The organism is Bradyrhizobium sp. C-145, from assembly GCF_023375135.1.
Taxonomy (GTDB): Bacteria; Pseudomonadota; Alphaproteobacteria; order Rhizobiales; family Xanthobacteraceae; genus Bradyrhizobium; species Bradyrhizobium zhanjiangense.
Genome location: NZ_CP088150.1, coordinates 809,961 through 830,085, shown reverse-complemented (window position 1 = coordinate 830,085; position 20,125 = coordinate 809,961). Strand labels below are relative to the sequence as shown.

Sequence of the window (20,125 nt, the reverse complement as noted above, 5' to 3'; positions counted from 1 at the left end):
AGGAGGACATGATGGCGCTGCCCACTGTCTTGAAGGATTCACTCGAGCTGCCCGTCGTCGGCTCGCCCCTCTTCATCGTCTCCGGCCCGGAGCTGGTGATCGCCCAATGCAAGGCAGGCGTCGTCGGCTCGTTTCCCGCGCTCAATGCCCGTCCGGCCGAGCAGCTCGACGAGTGGCTGAGCCGGATCGAGGACGAGCTCGGCGAATACAGATCGCGCAATCCCGGCAAGAAGGTCGCGCCCTACGCCGTCAACCAGATCTGCCATGCCTCCAACGACCGGCTGATGAAGGACATGGAGACCTGCGTCAAGCACAAGGCGCCCATCATCATCACCTCGCTGCGGCCGCCGGCGGAGATCGTCAAGGCCGCGCACTCCTATGGCGGGCTGGTGTTCCACGACGTCATCAACGTCAAGCATGCACGCAAAGCCGCCGAGCAGGGCGTCGACGGCCTGATCCTGGTCTGCGCCGGTGCCGGCGGACATGCCGGCACGCTGTCGCCCTTCGCGCTGGTGCGCGAGGTCAAGCAATGGTTTGATGGCGCGATTCTGTTGTCGGGCGCGATCAGCGACGGCTTTGGCATCGCCTCCGCGCTGACGCTGGGCGCCGACCTCGCCTATATGGGCACGCGCTTCATCGCCACGAGGGAAGCCAATGCCGACGAAGCCTACAAGTCGGCGCTGACGCAGCACGCCGCGCACGACATCGTCTACACCAACCTGTTCACCGGCGTGCACGGCAACTATCTCGGCCCTTCGATCGCTGCCGCCGGGCTCGACCCGGACAATCTCCCGGTCGCCGACAAATCGAAGATGAACTTTGGCTCCGGCGGCAACATGAAATCGAAAGCGTGGCGCGACATCTGGGGATCGGGCCAGGGCATCGGACAGATCACCGATGTCCCTCCCGTCGCGGAGCTCGTCGACCGCATGAAGAGTGAATTCGATCAGGCCCGCCAGAATTTCCTGATGCGTGTGAGCGCCTGACGTCTCGGACCGGGCAAGAAAGAGCGGGAGGACATCATGAAGCTGGCAGCCGCACTGATCGGCCTGTCCCTGCTGGCGCTCGCCAGCGGCCGCGCCCATGCCGAAGGCAGCGGCGAGATCCGCATCGGACAAACCCTGCCCTATAGCGGTCCGGCCTCCGGCTTCGGCGCGATCGGGCGGACGCAGGAGGCCTTCTTCGAGAAGGTCAATGCCGAGGGCGGCATCAACGGCCGCAAAGTCACGTTCATCACGCTGGACGACGCCTACTCGCCGCCGAAAACAGTCGAGCAGACCCGCAAGCTGGTGGAACAGGACGAAGTGCTGATGATGTTCGGCTCGCTCGGCACCGCCACCAACAGCGCCGTGCAGCGCTATCTCAACGGCAAGAAAGTCCCGCAGCTGTTCGTGCTCTCGGGCGCGACGAAATGGGCCGATCCGCAGAAATATCCGTGGACCATGCCCGGCATGGCCGCCTACGAGTCCGAGGGCGTGGTCTATGCCAAGCACGTGCTGCGGACCAAGCCCGACGCCAAGATCGCCATCCTGTCCCAGAACGACGATTTCGGCCGCGACTATGTCGCGGGCTTCAAACGCGCGCTCGGCGCCAAGGCCGCCAGCATGATCGTTGCGGAGCAGACCTATGAGACCAGCGCGCCGACGATCAGCTCGCAGCTCTCGACCCTGAAGGCGTCGGGCGCCGACGTGCTGTTCGGCGTCGTGCTCGGCAAGTTCACCTCGCAGATGATCAAGGGCGTGGCTGAGATCGGCTGGAAGCCCGAGCTGTTCTTCGTGCCGACCTCAGCCTCGTCGATCTCGTTCCTGGAGCCCGCCGGGCTCGACAACGCCGTCGGCCTGATCTCGTCGAGCAACCAGAAGGACACGATGGACCCGCAATGGGCCAGCGATCCCGGCGTGAAGGAATATTTCTCCTTCATGAAGCAATACATGCCGAACGCGGATCTCTCCAATTCCAACTACGCAGCCGGCTACCACTATGCGACGCTGCTGATGACCGTGCTGAAGGCGTGCAAGGATGATTTAAGCCGCGACAACATCATGCGCCAGGCGGCCTCGCTGAAGGAGGTGAAGCTGCCGCTGCTGCTGCCGGGCATGTCCGTCACCACCGGCCCCGACGACTACCTGCCGTTCCAGCAGCTTCAGCTCCGGCGCTTCAATGGCAAGAGCTGGGTAGGGTTCGGTGACGTGCTGGACGATCGCTAGACTCGAGGACACACAATGATCATCAGCGGTGAGCGCCAGATCGGCAACGACGAGATCCAGGCGCGCATCAGACGCGCGGCGAGCGGGCTTCGCGCCCTCGGCCTTGCCGAAGGCGCGCCGGTCGCCATGATGCTGCGTAACGATTTCGCTCTGTTCGAGGTGGTCGCGGCTTCGGCCGCGCTCGGCAGCCCCGTGGTACCGATCAACTGGCACCTGAAAGCCGAGGAGGTCCGCTATATCCTGACGGATAGCGGTGCGAAGATCCTGGTCTGCCACGCCGACCTGCTGCCGCAGATCCGCGCCGGCTTGCCCGAGGACGTCCGCCTGCTCGTCGTCGCGACGCCGCCCGAGCTGGCGACGACCTTCGCCATTTCCCATGAGCTGACCGAGGTCCCGGCCGGACTGACCGATTGGGACGGCTGGCGGGACAGCCATCCGGAAATGCAGGAGCCGCCGCGCCGTGCCGCGGCGATGATCTACACGTCGGGGACCACGGGCATGCCGAAGGGCGTGCGGCGCATGCCGATGCAGCCGGAACAGGCGGCCGCCTCCGAGCGCGTCGGCGCGATCGCCTACGGCATCAAGCCGCGCGAGGACCAGGTCGTGCTGATCAACGGCCCGATGTATCACTCGGCGCCGCATTCCTACGGCATGATGGCCTTCCGCAACGGCTGCACCATCGTGCTCCAGGCGCGGTTCGACGCCGAGGAGTTGCTGGCGCTGATCGAGCGCTACCGTGTGACGCATATCCACATGGTGCCGACCATGTTCGTCCGCCTGTTGCGCCTGTCCGAAGCCGTCAGGCAGCACTACGACCTGTCGTCGCTGCGCTTCGTCGTGCATGGCGCCGCGCCCTGCCCGCCCGAGGTCAAGCGCGCCATGATCGATTGGTGGGGACCGGTCATCAACGAATATTTCGGCTCGACCGAGACGGGCATCCCGGTCTGGCACTCGGCCGAGGAGGCGCTGAAAAAGCCCGGCACGGTGGGCCGCGCCATTGAAGGCGGCATCGTCAAGATTTTTCGCGATGACGGCAGCCTTTGCGACGTCAATGAGGTCGGCGAGATCTACATGCGCCAAACGGCGGTGCCGGACTTCGACTATCACGGCAAGGCGCAGGCCCGCGCCGAAGCCGGACGCGACGGCCTCGTCAGCGTCGGCGACGTCGGCTATCTCGACGAAGACGGCTATCTGTTCCTGTGCGACCGCAAGCGCGACATGGTGATCTCGGGCGGCGTCAACATCTATCCCGCCGAGATCGAGAGCGTGCTGATCGCAATGCGAGGGGTGCGCGACTGCGCCGTGTTCGGCATTCCCGACGCCGAATTTGGCGAGCGGCTGTGCGCCTGCGTCGAGCCGGAGTCCGGTGCGCAGCTCACGGCCGCGGGCGTGCGGGCTTTTCTGCGCGAGCGATTGGCCAACTTCAAGGTGCCGAAGGAGGTCCAATTCCTGGACGCGTTGCCCCGTGAGGCGACCGGAAAGATCTTCAAGCGCAAGCTGCGCGATCCTTATTGGGCAAACCACAGTTGACGGCACTCCGGGTAAAACGCTTTTGACGTCAGCCGAACCAGTATAGCGTCAGCTCATTTCGAAGCATGATCGCTTCGGAAAACCGCTGCACACTTTCGGGATCTGTGCCGCGCAGCGAAGCAATCCAGGCTGTCTCCGCGGAGGGATTCTGGATTGCTTCGCCGCGCTCGCAATGACAACGTGGGGACTGCATCGCACCCCCACTCGGGAATTGAGGGAAGATACACATGCCAGCCATTCTCGGCACCGGCGAGCACCGCTACCGCGTCGTCGAAAATTTCGCAAAACTGCCGGACGGCTGGCAGCTCACCGACGTCGCCTCCGTCGCGGTCGACAGCAAGGACCAGATCTACGTCTTCAACCGCGGTGCCCATCCGATGGTGGTGCTGGACCGCGAGGGCAACTTTTTGCGCAGTTTCGGCGAAGGCCTGTTCTCGCGCGCGCACGGCCTGCACATCGACGCCGACGACAATCTCTATTGCACCGATGACGGCGACCACACGGTGCGCAAATGCACCACTGACGGCAAGGTGCTGCTGACGATCGGTATCCCCGAAAAGCCGGCGCCGTTCATGAGCGGCGATCCCTTCCATCGCTGCACCCACACCGCGCTGTCGCCGAAGGGCGAGATCTACGTCTCCGACGGCTATGGCAATGCGCGCGTGCACAAGTTCACGCCTGACGGCAAGCTGCTTAAGAGCTGGGGCGAGCCCGGCACCGATCCCGGGCAGTTCAATATCGTGCACAATATTGCCACCGACGCCGACGGCTGGGTTTACGTCGCCGACCGCGAGAACCACCGCGTGCAGGTGTTCAACGGCGAGGGCAAGTACGAGACGCAGTGGAACAACCTGCACCGCCCCTGCGCGCTATGCTGCTGCGGCGGGGCTAAGAGCCCGACCTTCGTGATCGGCGAGCTCGGCCCCGGCATGGCCGTCAACCGCAAGGTGCCCAATCTCGGGCCGCGACTGTCGATCGTGGACGCCAAAGGCAAGCGTATTGCCCGGCTCGGCGGCGAGGAAGGTCCGGGCGTCGCCAGCGGCAAATTCCTGGCGCCCCACGGCATCGCGCTGGATTCGAAGGGCGACATCTATGTCGGCGAGGTCGGCGTCACCGACTGGAAGACGAGCTTTCCGGACGAGGAGATGCCGGCCGCGGTGCGCACGACTCGGTGCCTGCAAAAGCTCGAGCGGGTGCGCGAGTAAGCTAAGGTAGGCGCAACGCACCGGGAAGGCGGTTCCAGGCCTGCCGCATGGCCCTGCCCGGAATCGCGGCTTTTTGGGCGCCTTTGCCACCCCGCCGCCGCATTGCTCGCGACTGAATAAGTCGCTCAACGGGCTTCACAATCCCGTCACGCTGCATGTAGTATGTCAGTACATGCTGCTTCGCAGCGTATATTGGAGGCCGGGAGCGTTACTTGAACGCACATGTCTCGCAAGGCAGTTGGCCGGTGTTGGTGCTGAATGCGGACTTCCGGCCGCTGAGTTACTACCCACTGTCTCTGTGGTCGTGGCAGGACGCGATCAAGGCGGTGTTCCTCGACCGCGTCAACATCGTCGCGCATTACGACCAGGCGGTTCGAAGTCCGACGTTAGAGATGCAACTGCCGAGCGTGGTTTCGCTCAAATCCTTCGTCAAGCCGACCACCCATCCCGCCTTCACCCGTTTCAACGTCTTCCTCCGCGACCGCTTCAATTGCCAATATTGCGGCTCGCCCGAAGACCTCACCTTCGATCACATCATCCCGCGCAGCAAAGGCGGCCAGACCACCTGGGAGAACGTGGTCGCGGCGTGCTCGCCCTGCAATCTGCGCAAAGGCAATCTCACGCCAGCGCAAGCAAAAATGTTTCCGCGCCAGAACGCGTTCGCGCCGACCGTGCACCAGCTCCACCGCAACGGCCGCCTATTTCCGCCGAACTATCTGCACGACAGCTGGCTGGACTATCTTTACTGGGATACCGAGCTGGATCCGTAAGGGCATTTCGGGTGCTGAAGGCGATTGTCGTATCGAGTGCGAACTAATTTACCCGCGGCGTATTCCTGTCCACGCACCGCGACGACGGCCACCGCACATCCCTATCCCCGCAGCTGCTCCATACATGGGCTATCAGCTGCTCTTCCGGGGCCATGCTGACGCAAATTCTGTAGCAGTCGTTACCGTCCCTTAAACCTCTGGTGGCAGTTTGGCCGGGATCCGCGGAACCGCGTGCCAGGCCGCGATCTGTCAGGTTCGAGGTCGTCACCAATGTTTGCCGAAACGCTGGAAGCGGTTCAATCCTCACCGTCGAAGCGAACGATTTATGTCCGCTTCGTGCTCGCGACGCTCGCGGTGATGGTGCTGTTCAAGACGTTCAGGTTCGGCCGCTGGAGCGCCTGGCAAGTCCGCGAACTGTCCGATTTCGACGCCTTCTACCTCGTTGCGCGGCAGATCTGGCATGGTCAGCTTGATCTCGTCTACCGGTTCGAGACGCTGGTCCAGCTTCAGCAGGCGTTCAACGGTTCGACCAGCTTCATGCCCTGGACTTATCCGCCGCAATTCGACCTGCTGGTGGCTCCCTTTGCGCTCCTGCCGGCCGGCATCGCCTATCTGCTGTTTATCACCGCGACGCTCACTGCCTATCTCCTGACGATTCGGGCCATCGCCCGCAACAATTTCGCGCACATCTTGGTCGTGCTGTTTCCCGCGCTGGCGATCACGGTCGGCTGCGGCCAGAATGGCTTTCTCACCGGCGCCCTGATCGGCATCGTTTGCCTCAACGTGGAGCGGCGCCAGATCACCGCTGGTCTTGCGCTCGGAGCAATGGTGATCAAGCCACATCTGGCTATCGCCGCGGGCCTCTACATGCTTGCGACGCGCCGCTGGACGGCGCTTGCAACCGCCGCAGCAGTCGTGCTCGCAAGCTCGCTCGTCTGCACGCTAGTGTTCGGATGGCAGATTTGGGCCGCATGGCTAGGCGCAATCAGGGAATCTGCGATCTTCCTCGACCGCGGCTTTTATCCGCTGTTCCGAATGGTCTCAACCTACGCTGCGCTCAGTCGGGCCGGCGTACCCCCGAGCATTGCCTTCTGGGCACAGGCAGCTGCGGCGAGCCTCGCCTTGTCTGTGATCGTGCTTGCCCTCTGGCTTGGAGCGGCGCGCAGAATGTCGCCCTCGTTTGCGCTCGGTGTCGTCGCCATGGTCTCGGTGATGATCAGCCCGTACGCCTATGACTATGACCTGCCGATCATCGGGATTGGCCTCGCGTTGATGCTCCCCGACCTGGCACAAGTGGCAAACGTGCGCGAGCGCAGCTTCGTCTACGGGCTGATCCTGCTTGCCGGCGCCTATGGAATGCTGCAATCGGCAAGGCTCGCGGCGCAGTTCGGCAATGAAGCGGATCTGGATGACAAGTTTACGCCTTCGCTCGGAGGCTTCGCGATGATGGCGCTGTTGGCCATGTTGCTGCGGCTGCTGTGGCGTGGACTGCAGCCTGCCCCCATCGTGACGCAGGCCGCGGAATAGCCTACCCGAGCGTGACACCATCGCGCAGGACGGAACCGGACCGGCCGGCGCTCGTTCAGATGAGAGCGCACGCTGCGCCGTGCCGCGGCGCAACCGAGGGAGGCTCATCATGCCCACAGCCGAACATGATCACGTCTACAAGATCCTGGAACTGGTCGGATCATCCGAGACGTCGATCGACGATGCGATCAAGAACGCGATCGGCCGCGCCGCCAAGACCATTCGCGAGATGAAATGGTTTGAGGTGGTGCAGACACGGGGTCACATCGAGAACGGCACTGTCCGTCACTATCAAGTGACGCTGCGCGTCGGCTTCACGCTGGAGGGATGACGCAGCGGACGCGGATGAAGCTGTCGCGCTGCGGCAAGGTGGTTAACAACCGCCGAGGAGAGTCAATCAAGATATCGTCAACCCCCTCCGGTTGAATACGGACGCACAAAATCATCGCAGAAGTTGCAATAGGCCGTTAAGGCCAAAGTGAGAGGTTTGCTCCGAAATGGAGCAAGCCTGATGGTGACGAGCCGCGAACTCGGCAAGACGCGCCTTCCGCTCTGGGCCGCGGGATTCATCGTGCTGATTTGCGTTGAGATCCTCGGCTTGAGCGCCTGGCGCGAATGGGAGGCGCGCAATGCCGATCTCAGGACCGCCGAGATCGACGTCACCAATCTGGCGCATTCGCTGATCCAGCACGCGGACGATACGTTCGAACTCGCCGATACGATCCTGGTCGGGCTGGTTCACCGGCTCGAAATCGACGGGACGGGTCCGGATGCGATTGCGAAACTCCAGGCCTATCTGCCGACACGCAAATCATCAGACCGCATCCGCGGCATCTTCGTCTACGACGCGACCGGCCGGTGGCTTGCCGCGACTGAACACCTCGACTTCTCCAAGCTCAACAACAGCGACCGCGACTATTTCCGTCACCATCGCGACTCGCCGGCGACGGGCACGCTGATCGGACCGCCCGTCAAGAGCAAAGCCGGCGGCCAATGGATTATCACCGTGTCCCGCCGGATCAACGATTCCGACGGCGGCTTCGCCGGCGTTGCCCTGCTCACGATCGACGTCAGCTATTTCGTCAAATTCTACGAGCGCTTCGACTTCGGGCCGAACGGCTCGGCCTCGCTGCTCAACAATAGCGGCACCATGCTGGCGCGCAGTCGCGACGAGAGCGGCGCCTTCGTCGGACGCGACCTGTCCAATGCGCCCTTGTTCAGAAGTTGGAAAAGCCGCCCCGCCGGGGCGGTCTACTATTTTAGGTCGCCGATCGATGGCGTGGACCGGCTGAGCTACTATCAGCGCAGCAGCCGCTATCCCCTGATGGTGCTGGCGAGCAAGTCGCAAGACGACGTGCTGGCCTCCTGGCGGCGCGCAGCGACCACACGCATGACCTTCGTCCTCGGCCTCGTTGTGCTGATCGCATTGATCGGCTCCTACCTGGTCCGTCAGCTGGTGCAGCGGCAGCGCATGGCCCAGGCCTTGGTCGCCGAGGAAGCAAATTTCCGCCTGCTGGCCGAGCAATCCAGCGACATGGTGACCCGGATCGGACTGGACAACCGGGTGCTCTACGTCTCTCCCTCATGCGCGCGCATCACCGGCTGGTCCGCCCAGGAATTGCTGGGCACGTCGGCGCTCGCCGGCATTCACGCGGACGACATGGAACGGGTCCGGCAGGCCATCACCGCGCTGAGGAACGGCGAGGCCGAGGAGGCGCGGTTCGTCTATCGCCAGCATCATCGCGACAAGGGCGAGATCTGGGCCGAGGCGGCGCTGCACGTGACGCTGGCGTCGGACAGCGGCGCGATCGACGGCGTCGTCGCGGTGGTGCGCGACATGACCGAGCAGAAGGACCTTCAGGACAAGCTCGCCTCGCTGGCAACGACCGACGGCCTCACCGGTCTCGCCAACCGGCGCGCATTCGACGAACGCCTTGCCGACGAATGGGCGCGTGCCCGGCGCGACGGCACGCAGCTCTCGTTGCTGCTGATCGATGTCGATCATTTCAAGAAGTTCAACGACCATTACGGACATCTGGCGGGCGACGCCTGCCTGCGCGCGCTCGGCCGGATCCTGTCCACCTACGCGAGACGTCCGGCTGACCTCGCGGCGCGCTACGGCGGCGAGGAATTCGCGGTGCTGTTGCCGAACACCGGCCCGGATGGTTGCGCCGAGGTCGGCGAAGGAATCCGCCATGCGCTGCTCGATCTCGCCATGCTGCACGCGCAGAATCCGCCTTCCCGGCTGGTGACTGCGAGCGTCGGCGGCGCGGCTGCTCTTCCGTCCCAGACCACGATGGACTGCAGCACGCTGGTCGCTGCCGCCGACCGCGCTCTCTACGCCGCCAAGGACAGCGGCCGTGACCGGCTGGTGATGTCGGGACAGGTGGTCCCCTGGCCCGCGAAGAGCGCGTGACGTCGGAGATTTCGCCCTCGAAACTCGCCGACGTCGGGCCTCGCATGGGCTGGTTTCTGCTCCGCGTTTGTCGCCCTGGTTCGGACAGGATATGACTCGGATCACGGCCGGATGTCCGGCCACTCCGAGAGTGCTGCCGTGACTAATGGGATCAAGCTCGTCCTCTTCGACATGGACAATGTCCTGTGCGACTACGACAGGGGAAAACGCGTCGCATGTCTGGCGGAGCTTGCGGGATCGACCAGCGAGTTCATCCACAAGGCGGTCTGGGACAGCGGATTCGAGCTGCTTGGCGATTGCGGCGCTCTCGATGCCGCCGACTATTTGCGGGGCTTCGGCGAGCGCATCGGCTATCCGCTCTCGCTCGACGAATGGGTCGAGGCGCGGCGCCGTTCAATGCAGGCCAAAGGCGCGATGCTGGAGATTGCCGGCAGCTTGCGTAAGACCGTCGACATTGCCGTCCTGACCAACAACACCACGCTGGTCGCTGATCATATCGACACGCTGCTACCGGACTTGCGCCCGCTGTTCGGCTCCCGAATCTACACCTCAGCCCAGTTCAAGACCGCGAAGCCGGACCCGCGCTGCTACCGCCTCTGTCTGTCGGAGCTCAACGTCAGGCCGGAGACCGCCCTGTTCGTCGACGATCTCATGGCCAACGTCGCCGGCGCACGCGAGGCGGGTCTCTTCGCGCATCACCACACGTCAGTGGAGAGCTTCAGGCAGGCCCTTTCGGAGCTCGGCCTGCTTCACGAATGATCCGCGCCGCATTCCGCCGGCATCAAGCCAGATGGCACGAGACAAAATGCCCGCCCGCCCCTTCTCTCAGCTCCGGCGCGCTTTCCGCGCAGCGCGGCTGGGCGATCGGACAGCGCGTGTGGAAGTGGCAGCCGGATGGCGGCTTCATCGGGCTCGGCACGTCGCCCTTGAGGCGGATGCGTTCGCGCTTGAGCTTGGGATCGGGCACCGGCACCGCGGATAGGAGCGCCCTGGTGTAGGGATGCTGCGGGTTGCGGTAGAGGTCGCTCGCCTTCGCCAGCTCGACGATGCGGCCGAGATACATCACCGCGACGCGGTCGGAGATGTGTTCGACCACAGAGAGATCGTGCGCGACGAACAGATAGGTGAGGTTCAGCTCGGCCTGGAGATCTTCCAGGAGATTAATCACCTGCGCCTGGATCGACACGTCGAGCGCGGAGACCGGCTCGTCGCAGACGATCAGTTTCGGTTCGACAGCGAGCGCGCGCGCGATCACGATGCGCTGGCGCTGGCCGCCGGAGAATTCATGCGGATAGCGCCGCATGTGCTCGGCCTTGAGCCCGACCTTGACCAGGAGAGCCGCGACGCGCTCCTCGCGCTCTTTCGCGGATGAGGCGAGATTGTGGATGGTGAAGGCCTCGCCGAGGATCGCGCCGACCGTCATGCGCGGATTGAGCGAGGCGAACGGATCCTGGAACACCAGCTGCATGTTCCGCCGCATCGCGCGCAGATCGTTGCCGCCGAGCTTGCGCACATCCTGGCCGTCGAAGGTGACCTCGCCGTCGGTCGGCTCGATCAGGCGCAGCACGCAGCGTCCCGTCGTCGACTTGCCGCAGCCGGACTCGCCGACGAGACCAAGCGTCTCGCCGCGATTGACCGAGAACGACACGCCGTCGACCGCATAGACGGTGCCGACCTGGCGCGACAACAGGCCGCCGAGCACAGGGAAATGTTTCTTCAGGCCGCTGACGCGGAGCAAGGGCTCGCTCATGCCGCGTCTCCCAAATTAGTATCTCCCAGATGACAGGCCATGCGGTGGCCGGGCGCGATCTCGCGCAGCAGCGGCTCCTTCTCGGTGCAGACCTTCATGGCAAACTTGCAGCGCGGGGCAAAGCGGCAGCCGACCGGCGGATTGATCAGGATCGGCACCGAGCCGCCGATCGCCTCCAGCCGCGTCTTGTGCTCGCTGTCGAGGTCGATGCGGGGAATCGAGCGGATCAACCCTTGCGTATAGGGATGGCGGGGATCGCCGAAGAGGTCGTCGACCAACGCCTCCTCCACCACCTTGCCGGCATACATCACGACAACACGCTGCGCGGTCTCGGCGACGACGCCCATTGCATGGGTGATCAGCATCACCGCCATGCCGAAGCGGTCCTTCATGTCCTGGAGCAGGTCGAGGATCTGCGCCTGGATGGTGACGTCGAGCGCGGTGGTGGGCTCGTCGGCGATGATCAACTTAGGCTTGCAGGCGAGCGCCATCGCGATCATCACGCGCTGGCGCATGCCGCCGGAGAACTGGTGCGGATAGTTGTGCACGCGGCCTTCGGCATTGGGGATCTGCACCAGCTTCAGCATCTCGATGGTGCGCTCGAGCGCCTGCTTCTTGGTCACCGCTTCATGCCGGCGTAGGCTCTCGGCGATCTGCTCGCCGATCGTCAGCACCGGATTGAGCGAGGTCATCGGCTCCTGGAAGATGAAGCCGATCTCCTTGGCCCTGATCTCGTCGAGCTGATTGCTCGTCAGCGGCACGAGATCACGGCCCTCGAAGATGATCTGGCCCGCCGCGATCCGGCCCGGCGGCATCGCGATCAGCTTCAGGATCGACATCGCCGTCACGGTCTTGCCGCAGCCGGACTCGCCGACGACGCAGAGCGTCTCGCCCCTGTTGATGGAGATGTCGACGCCGTCGACGGCCTGGAGGATGCCGTCGTCGGTGGAGAAGTGGGTTTTCAGGCCCTTGATTTCGAGCAGCGGAGCCATCAGATCACCCGTCGCGCATCGAGCGCGTCACGCAGGCCGTCACCGATGAAGTTGATGGCGACCACCGCGATGAAGATCGCGCCGCCCGGAAACAGCGCCCAGTGCGGACCGATGTCGAGAAAGTCCTTGGCATCGAACAGCAGCCGGCCCCAGGTCGGGGTATCCGGCGGGAAGCCGAGGCCGAGGAAGGACAGCGTCGATTCCGCGATGATCGCAGCGGCGACGTCGATGGTACCGGCGATGATCACCGGGCCGACCGCATTGGGCAGGATGTGGCGCACCACCTGTCGCACCGGACTGGCGCCGAGCGCGCGCGCGGCTTCGACGAACTCCTTCTCACGGATCGACAGGAACTGCGCACGCACCAGGCGCGCCACCGGCATCCAGCGAAGGCCTCCGATCACGAGCACGATCAGGATGAAGATGCCGCCCTCGGGTCCGAACAACTGCTTCAGCCCGTCGCGGAAGAGATAGATGAGCAGCAGCAGCAGCGGCAGTTGCGGCAGCGACAGGAAGAGGTCGGTGAGCCACATCAGGCCGTGTCCGAGCGCGCCGCGCGACATGCCGGCGAGCGCGCCGATCAGCGTGCCGATAAACACCGAAACCAGCATGGCGGCGAGCCCGACCGCGAGCGAGATCCGCCCGCCATAGATCATGCGCGCCAGGATGTCCTGGCCGAGATCGTCGGTACCGAAGGGATGGGCGAGCGATGGGCCCTGCATGCCTGCGATGATGTCGATGTCGTTGATCTTGATGCGCCAGATGAACGGGCCGATCACCACCGCCAGCACCAGGATCAGGAGCAGGAAGGCGCTGATCACGGCGAGTCTGTGGCGGCTGTAGCGCCGCCACGTCTCGCGCCAGGGCGAGTAGACGCCCCGCTCAGCGGAGGGAGATGCGAGGGTCAAGCCAGCCATAGAGCACGTCCGCGATGAGATTGAACAGCACGACGAGGCACGCGAAGACGAAGGTGACGGCCATCACCACCGGCGTGTCGTTGGAAAGGATGGAGGAGATCAGCAGCGAGCCGATGCCGGGGATGCGGAAGATCTGCTCGGTGACGATGGCGCCGCCGAACACCGCGGGCATCTGCAATGCAATCAGCGTCACGACCGGGATCATGGCGTTGCGCATCACGTGCTTGATGATGACCTTGGCTTGGCCAAGGCCCTTGGCACGCGCCGTGGTGACGTAGTCGAGCCGGATCACGTCGAGCATCGCCGAGCGCACGAAACGCGTCATCGACGCCGCCTGGAACAGGCCGAGCACCGCCACCGGCATGATCGCCTGCCTGATCATTTCCAGCACCCAGCGGATGCCGGTCGCCTTGATGTCGGTCGTATAGACGAAAGGCAACCAGTCCAGCGTGACCGAAAAGATCAGGATGAACAGGATGCCGGTGAAGAAGGTCGGCAGCGAGAAGCCGACGAAGGCGAGCGTATTCGCGATCTGGTCGAACAACGAATACGGCTTGGTCGCGGCATAGACCCCGACGGGGATTGCGATCAGGAGCGCCAGGATCTGCGCCGAGCCGATCACGTAGAGGGTGGCCGGCAGGCGCTGGAGGATCAGCGTGTCGACGTTCATCCGGCTGACGAAGGAGAAGCCCCAGTCGCCGTGCAGCATGGCGTTGAGCCAGTGCAGGTAGCGGAGGTGAATCGGATCATCGAGGCCGAACTTGGCCCGAAGCGCCGCCTGCACTTCGGGCGGCACGTTCGGATTGGTCGCCAGCTCGGAGAACGGATCGCCGGGCGCGAGCGCGAGCACGACGAACAGCACGACCGAGATTCCGAGCAGGCTCGGAATCGCGATCAGCAGGCGACGCAGGACGTATTGGCTCATGAGGGAAAGGCCCCGTCTAGAGTTGGGGGATCATTCCTCGCGGTACCAGTCGAACAGATTGTCGGTTTCGTTGGCCCAGCCGGAGATCACCGGGCGCAGCGTGTTCGAGGCCGCCTCCACCTTGAGCCGGTGCTGCGCCGGAATGAACACGGTGTCCTGGAACAGGAGGTCGTTGGCCTTGATGTAGAGCGCCGCGCGCTTAACCGGATCCATCTCGCCGTCGGCGGAGTCGATGGTGGTGTCATACTCCTTGTTGACATAGCGCGGGAAGTTGGTGCCCTGCCACTTGTTCTCCTTCGTCGCCACGTTGCTCGAATGATAGCGGCGCATGTGCTGGGCCGGGTCCGGCTGGCTCATCGGGATCTGGAACATCTCGATGTCGGCGTAGAACTTCGCATAGGTGTCGGGATTGGCGACGTCCGACGAGAAGAACACCGAGGCCACGACCGACTTCAGCTCGACGTCGATGCCAGCCTTCTGACAGGCCTGCTTGACGATCGCCTGGGTCTTCTGGCGCGGGCCGTTGATCGAGGTCTGGTAGAGCAGCTTCAGCTTCTTGCCATCCTTCTCGCGGATGCCGTCCGCGCCCGGCTTCCAGCCTGCATCGTCCAGGATCTTCGAGGCCTTCTCGATGCTGAACTCCCATGAGGTGTTCTTGGAGACGAACTTTTCGGGGCCATTGAGGAAGTTCGCGGTGGTGCGGCCGGCGCGGCCATAGATGGCCTTCTTGATGGACTCGCGATCCACCAGCAGCGACAGCGCCTTGCGCACGGCGGGGTCGGAGAACAACGGATGCTTGGTCTTCATCGAGGAGCGTTCGCCGTCGACCTCGGTGTTGGGATCGGTGAAATTGAGCGCGATGAACTCGGTGTCGCCACCCACGGCATAGATGGTCTTGCCCTTGCCGCCCTTCTCCAGGCGCAGGAGGACGTCGTCCTCGACCTGGATGTTCCAACCGAAATCATACTCGCCGGTCTGGATCACCGCGCGTGCGGCCGACACAGCGTCGCCACCGCCCTTCATCTCGAGCGTGTCGAAATAGGGCCGGTTCGGCATGTGATAGTCTTTGTTGATCTCGCCGCGGATCAGGTCGCCGGGCTTGAACTCGAGGAACTTGTAGGGGCCGGTACCGACGGGCGCGAGGTTGTTCGGCGCTTCGCGAGACTTGGAGCCCTTGTACTCGGCGAACAGGTGCTTGGGCAGAATCTGTCCGGTTGCACCGACAAAGGCGTCCGCCCAGAACGGCGTCGGCTTCTTGAAGGTGAGGCGAACCGTGAGGTCATCCACCTTCTCGACCGTGATGTCGCGGTAGGTCGCCACGGTGACGGCGGCGGTCGCCGGATCGATGATGTATTCCCAGGTGAAGACGACGTCGTCCGCCGAGAACGGCTTGCCGTCGTGCCATTTCACGCCGGGCTTCAGCTTCCACGTCACCGACTTGCCGTCGGCGGCCAGCAGGCCGTTCTGGGTCGAGGGAATTTCGGACGCCAGAACGAGCTTCATGTTGCCGTCCGGATCCCAGCAGGCGAGCGGCTCGTAGAACAGGCGCGAACCGTCCTGATCCTTGGTGCCGGTGGCGAAATGCGGATTGAGCAAGGTCGGACCCTGCCACCACAACAGCTTCAATGCGCCGCCACCGCCGCGCTTGGTCGGCTTGTAGGTCGAGGCGCCCTCGGCCATGGCGACACCGCCGAGCGCGAGGATCTGGTTGGCCAGCGGTGCGGTCAGGCCCACGGCAGCCAGGCGCTGGATGAAGGCGCGGCGATCCATCCGCCCGTCCTTCACCTGGCCGATCATCGAACGCAGTTCTTTATCCAGCATGGTTGTCCCCCGTCTGGTTTCCATAGTGATGAAGGCGGCCGTGAAGTGCGGCCGCCTATTTGGCTGGCAGTAGATGGCACACCGAATGGGGTGGACGTCAACTGGGACCGTGTGTGTGCAAACGGTCTTCTGGCTGCCTGTTGGGCAAAACGGCGTTCCGTGAGCCCATCCGTTCGGCAATCCAGCATCAAAACATGCTGGATTGCGCGCTGCACTGCGGAAAATTTGTTCGCCGGATCAGACGAAGTATCGAGGCGAAATTCTACGCCACGGACATATCGAGCGGCGGCGCGACGTGGTCCGGCAACGGACAAACGTAAGGCGTCTTGGCCGTCCGCTTCTGAAGATCCGCCTTGGCAGACTTGATCAGCTCCGGTTCCGTCAGCGCCTTGATGCCGAGCCCGGCCATCGCCTTGGCCGCCTGCACCATGGCCTTGTGTGCATGCGGGCTCTTGCCTTGCGCGACCACCTGCCAGGTGTGGAAGGGCGTGCCAATTGCAACCGTCGGTGCGTGGACCTGCACGGTCGGGACCACCCAGCTCACGTCGCCCACATCGGTCGAGCCGACCAGCGGGTTGCGCTTGGCATCGAGCGGCACCAGGAAGTCGGCCAGCGGCCGATCGGTCGGCTCCATGCCGATCGCGTAGTAGACCGACGAGATGTCCTTGTCGCTCAGCGTTGCACGGATCTGGCCGGCAAAGCTCTTGTCCGCGTCGTCGAAATGCGGCGGTCCTAGCTCTTCCATCACCCGGTGCAGCGCCTGTTCCAGCGGCGTGTTCGGCAGGATGTTGGAGACCGCGGAGATGATCTTCATTTCCACCTTGGTCTCGGTCATCAGCGCCGCGCCTTGCGCGATCTTGGACACGCGCTCGACCAGCTCGTTCATGCCGGGAAGATCGCGGGCACGGATCGAATAGCGCACGCGCGCATGGGCCTGCACCACGTTGGGCGCGATGCCGCCGGTGTCGAGCAAGGCATAGTGCACGCGCGCGTCGCTCGGCATGTGCTCACGCATGTAGTTGACGCCGACGTTCATCAATTCCACCGCGTCGAGCGCAGAGCGGCCGAGATGCGGCGAGGCCGCCGCATGCGATGTGCGGCCGGTGAAGATGAAATCCGCGCGCGTGTTGGCGAGCGACGGCGTCACCGCCACCTCCCAGAAGCTGTGCGGATGCCAGGTGATGGCGATATCGGCATCTTCGAACGCACCGGAGCGCACCATGAAGGCCTTTGCCGCGCCACCCTCTTCCGCAGGGCACCCGTAATAGCGCACGCGGCCCGGCACCTTGTTCTCGGCGAGCCAGTCCTTCACCGCGGTCGCGGCGAGCAGCGCGGCGGAACCGAGCAGATTGTGACCGCAGCCATGGCCATGGCCACCGGTCTCGATCGGACGGTGCTCGGCGACACCCGCCTCCTGGCTCAATCCCGGCAGCGCGTCATATTCACCCATGAAGGCGATGACCGGACCGCCCTCGCCCCACTCGCCCATCAGCGCAGTCGGGATGCCGGCGACGTTCTCGGTGATGCGGAAACCCTGATGGCGCAGCTCGGCGAGATGCTCGGCGGCTGATCGCGCCTCGGTGTAGCACACCTCGGGCGTGCCCCAGACCTTGTCGCTGAGGTCGATGAAACGCGCCTTGATCGTGTCGACGCCACGCCAGATGTCGCTGCGGTTATCCATGCTTCGATCCGTGATCCCTGGTCAAACGAAGCGGCAATGGTTAGCAGCTTCGTTGCACGCCGCCTAGCATCTCGCCGGACACCAGCCATGCGGCGGCGGCCGGATCGAAGTGACGCCCGCCGTCTGTGCACGAACCGTCGCTAAGCCTTTCGAAGATTTCACGCGGCGTTCTCTGGAATAGTTGGGAACGAGGCTTTCAAGACGGCGTCCTCCGGCCTAAATTATGCGTGCTTCGCGCCTCGTTCCGCCGGTCACGGCGGAGCGATGCTCTCAGCCAGGAGAACTCCATGCCCACCCTGACCGAATGGAGAGTGCCGCCGGCCAATCAGCCGCGTGCGAGCGATTATGGTTTCGATCTCGACCGCGCGCTCGGCTCCGTCGTCGGCCTGCACGCCATCATCCCGCCGGACGCCTTCAGCGCCGAGACGTTGGGCACCGAACGCGCCGGCAACGGCGTCGTGATCGACGACGGGCTGGTGCTCACCATCGGCTACCTCATCACCGAGGCGGAATCCGTATGGCTGCACCTCGCCGACGGGCGTGTGGTCGAAGGGCATGCGCTCGGCTTCGATTCCGTCACCGGCTTCGGCCTCGTACAGGCGCTCGGCCAGCTCGACGTCGAACCTCTGCCGCTCGGCACCTCGGCGGAAACGCGGATCGGCGACCGCGTCGTGGTCGGCGGCGCCGGCGGCCGCACGCGCTCGGTTGCGAGCCAGATCGTGGCCAAGCAGGAATTCGCCGGCTATTGGGAATATCTGCTGGATGAGGCCATCTTTACCTATCCCGCACATCCGAATTGGGGCGGCACCGCGCTTCTCAACGAACGCGGCGAGTTGATCGGCATCGGCTCGCTCCAACTCGAGCGCGAACGCGACGGCAAGGCCGAGCATGTCAACATGATCGTGCCGATCGACCTCTTGAAGCCGATCCTCGACGACCTGCGCAAGTTCGGCCGCGTCAACAAGCCGGCACGGCCCTGGCTCGGGCTCTACTCGACCGAGATCGACAACCGCGTGGTGGTGATCGGGATCTCCGCCAACGGTCCGGCCGCGCGCGCCGAGCTCAAGACCGGCGATGTCATCCTCGCCGTGGACGGCGACAAGGTCACGAGCCAGACCGGTTTCTACAAGAAGATGTGGGCGCTCGGCGCCGCCGGCGTCGACGTGCCGCTCACCGTGCATCACGAAGGCGTCACCTTCGACGTCACAGTGACCTCGACCGATCGCTTCAAGCTTTTGAAGGCGCCGAAGCTGCACTGACCCAAAAGCTTGAGGAAGCCGCGATGACCGAGGCCGTGGTGGACGACATCGTGGCCGTGCTGCCGCCGCTGCTCAACGCGCTGGAGGCGCTCGGCTTCTTCCAGCGGCATCTGCACCCGCCGGCCTTCGCGTCGGTGATGAACGCGATCGGCGCGCCTGACGAGGCGCTGCAAGCGGCGCAGGCAGCGATTGGCGACTGGCCGGAGCAGTTCACCGGCCTACGCGGTCGGCTCGATCGCGCCTGCGACGAGACGCTCGCCGCCTTTGCCGGCATTCGCGAGGTCGAGCGTGGCAATGGCGACCTCGTCGCGGTGTTCCGCGCGCTGCGCCACCTGCCGCGCGCACAGGAGGCGCTCTATCCGCTGGCCCTGCAGTTTCCCCCGGTGAGCAGCTTCTTTCTCAACGCTGCCAATCGCGAAAATGCCGACCTGTTGTCGCGGCTCGAAGTCGGCGCGAGCGAAAATACCGGCATCTTCCACGATCACAACGAGCCCGGCAGCCGCGGCGGCTTCTCGGTCTATGTGCCCGAATATTACATGTCCGATCGCGCCATGCCGCTGGTGATGGCGCTGCATGGCGGCAGCGGCAACGGGCGCGGTTTCCTGTGGAGCTGGTTGCGCGATGCGCGCAGCCTTGGCTCAATCCTGGTGGCGCCGACGGCAACCGGCCCGACCTGGGCGCTGATGGGCGACGATGGCGACACGCCCAATCTCATGCGCATCCTCGAGACCGTGCGCGGCCGATGGACGGTCGATGCCTCGCGAATGCTGCTGACCGGCATGAGCGACGGCGGCACCTTCTGCTACGTCACCGGCCTCGACGGCGCCTCACCATTCACGCATCTTGCGCCGGTGTCGGCGACTTTCCATCCGCTGATGGCGGAGATGGCGGACGCCGCGCGCCTCCAGCGCCTGCCGGTCTTCATCACCCACGGCAGGCTCGACTGGATGTTTCCGGTGCAGACCGCGCGGCAGACGCAGGCGGCGCTCTCTGCCGCTGGCGCCGACGTCACCTATCGGGAGATCGACGACCTCAGTCACACCTATCCGCGCGAAATCAACGCGGAGCTGCTGCAATGGCTGAATGGGACATGAACGATCCGTCCTTATCTGTGCCGTACTGCCG

At 64.3% G+C, this 20,125-nt stretch carries 17 protein-coding genes; 11 read left to right on the top strand and 6 right to left on the bottom strand.

The features are described from left to right. Positions 1–11: 11 nt before the first annotated feature. From LRP30_RS03870 to LRP30_RS03830, 9 genes are all read left to right on the top strand, one after another. Positions 12–986, top strand: a complete 975-nt coding sequence (locus LRP30_RS03870) for a nitronate monooxygenase family protein (RefSeq protein ID WP_249761692.1) — start codon at positions 12–14, stop codon at positions 984–986. A gap of 36 nt (positions 987–1,022) precedes the next feature. Further along, the gene (locus LRP30_RS03865; RefSeq protein WP_249759416.1) at positions 1,023–2,207 is read left to right on the top strand and encodes an ABC transporter substrate-binding protein; all 1,185 of its coding nucleotides are present in this window, start codon (positions 1,023–1,025) and stop codon (positions 2,205–2,207) included. Between the two features lie 15 nt (positions 2,208–2,222). After that, positions 2,223–3,737, top strand: a complete 1,515-nt coding sequence (locus tag LRP30_RS03860; RefSeq protein WP_249759415.1) for an acyl-CoA synthetase — start codon at positions 2,223–2,225, stop codon at positions 3,735–3,737. Between the two features lie 227 nt (positions 3,738–3,964). Continuing rightward, a complete protein-coding gene (locus tag LRP30_RS03855) occupies positions 3,965–4,942 on the top strand; it encodes a peptidyl-alpha-hydroxyglycine alpha-amidating lyase family protein (RefSeq protein ID WP_249759414.1) in 978 nt (325 codons plus the stop codon). Positions 4,943–5,154: 212 nt separating this feature from the next. Continuing rightward, positions 5,155–5,712, top strand: a complete 558-nt coding sequence (locus LRP30_RS03850; RefSeq protein WP_128931195.1) for an HNH endonuclease — start codon at positions 5,155–5,157, stop codon at positions 5,710–5,712. Positions 5,713–5,982: 270 nt separating this feature from the next. After that, the gene (locus tag LRP30_RS03845; RefSeq protein ID WP_249759413.1) at positions 5,983–7,239 is read left to right on the top strand and encodes a glycosyltransferase family 87 protein; all 1,257 of its coding nucleotides are present in this window, start codon (positions 5,983–5,985) and stop codon (positions 7,237–7,239) included. A 109-nt stretch (positions 7,240–7,348) separates the two neighbouring features. Then, positions 7,349–7,570, top strand: a complete 222-nt coding sequence (locus LRP30_RS03840) for a dodecin (RefSeq protein WP_128931193.1) — start codon at positions 7,349–7,351, stop codon at positions 7,568–7,570. 180 nt (positions 7,571–7,750) lie between these two features. Continuing rightward, positions 7,751–9,655, top strand: coding sequence for a sensor domain-containing diguanylate cyclase (locus LRP30_RS03835; RefSeq protein WP_249759412.1), 1,905 nt, complete (start codon positions 7,751–7,753; stop codon positions 9,653–9,655). A gap of 111 nt (positions 9,656–9,766) precedes the next feature. Then, positions 9,767–10,414: an HAD family phosphatase gene (locus tag LRP30_RS03830; protein WP_249759411.1), complete on the top strand. Its 648-nt coding sequence runs from the start codon at positions 9,767–9,769 to the stop codon at positions 10,412–10,414. Between the two features lie 22 nt (positions 10,415–10,436). Here the strand turns inward: LRP30_RS03830 and LRP30_RS03825 are convergent, their stop codons facing one another. From LRP30_RS03825 to LRP30_RS03800, 6 genes are all read right to left on the bottom strand, one after another. Beyond that, the gene (locus LRP30_RS03825) at positions 10,437–11,405 is read right to left on the bottom strand and encodes a dipeptide ABC transporter ATP-binding protein (RefSeq protein WP_128931190.1); all 969 of its coding nucleotides are present in this window, start codon (positions 11,403–11,405) and stop codon (positions 10,437–10,439) included. Beyond that, on the bottom strand, positions 11,402–12,397 hold the full coding sequence (locus tag LRP30_RS03820; protein ID WP_249759410.1) for an ABC transporter ATP-binding protein: 996 nt from the start codon (positions 12,395–12,397) through the stop codon (positions 11,402–11,404). Before LRP30_RS03820 ends, LRP30_RS03825 begins: the two co-directional genes overlap by 4 nt. Further along, on the bottom strand, positions 12,397–13,314 hold the full coding sequence (locus LRP30_RS03815; protein WP_128931188.1) for an ABC transporter permease: 918 nt from the start codon (positions 13,312–13,314) through the stop codon (positions 12,397–12,399). Before LRP30_RS03815 ends, LRP30_RS03820 begins: the two co-directional genes overlap by 1 nt. After that, positions 13,280–14,239 carry an ABC transporter permease gene (locus tag LRP30_RS03810; RefSeq protein WP_091891317.1) on the bottom strand — a complete coding sequence of 320 codons (960 nt, stop codon included), beginning with the start codon at positions 14,237–14,239 and terminating at the stop codon, positions 13,280–13,282. The genes LRP30_RS03815 and LRP30_RS03810 overlap by 35 nt, the downstream gene beginning before the upstream one ends. A gap of 30 nt (positions 14,240–14,269) precedes the next feature. Beyond that, a complete protein-coding gene (locus tag LRP30_RS03805; RefSeq protein WP_128942314.1) occupies positions 14,270–16,060 on the bottom strand; it encodes a peptide ABC transporter substrate-binding protein in 1,791 nt (596 codons plus the stop codon). Positions 16,061–16,322: 262 nt separating this feature from the next. Further along, the gene (locus tag LRP30_RS03800) at positions 16,323–17,741 is read right to left on the bottom strand and encodes a M20 family metallopeptidase (protein ID WP_128947172.1); all 1,419 of its coding nucleotides are present in this window, start codon (positions 17,739–17,741) and stop codon (positions 16,323–16,325) included. 287 nt (positions 17,742–18,028) lie between these two features. On the opposite strand from LRP30_RS03800, the gene LRP30_RS03795 reads away from it, so the two are divergent. Beyond that, positions 18,029–19,000: a S1C family serine protease gene (locus LRP30_RS03795; RefSeq protein WP_128931185.1), complete on the top strand. Its 972-nt coding sequence runs from the start codon at positions 18,029–18,031 to the stop codon at positions 18,998–19,000. A gap of 23 nt (positions 19,001–19,023) precedes the next feature. Then, complete coding sequence (locus tag LRP30_RS03790; RefSeq protein WP_249759409.1) at positions 19,024–20,094, top strand: phospholipase; 1,071 nt, start codon at positions 19,024–19,026, stop codon at positions 20,092–20,094. Positions 20,095–20,125: the final 31 nt, after the last annotated feature.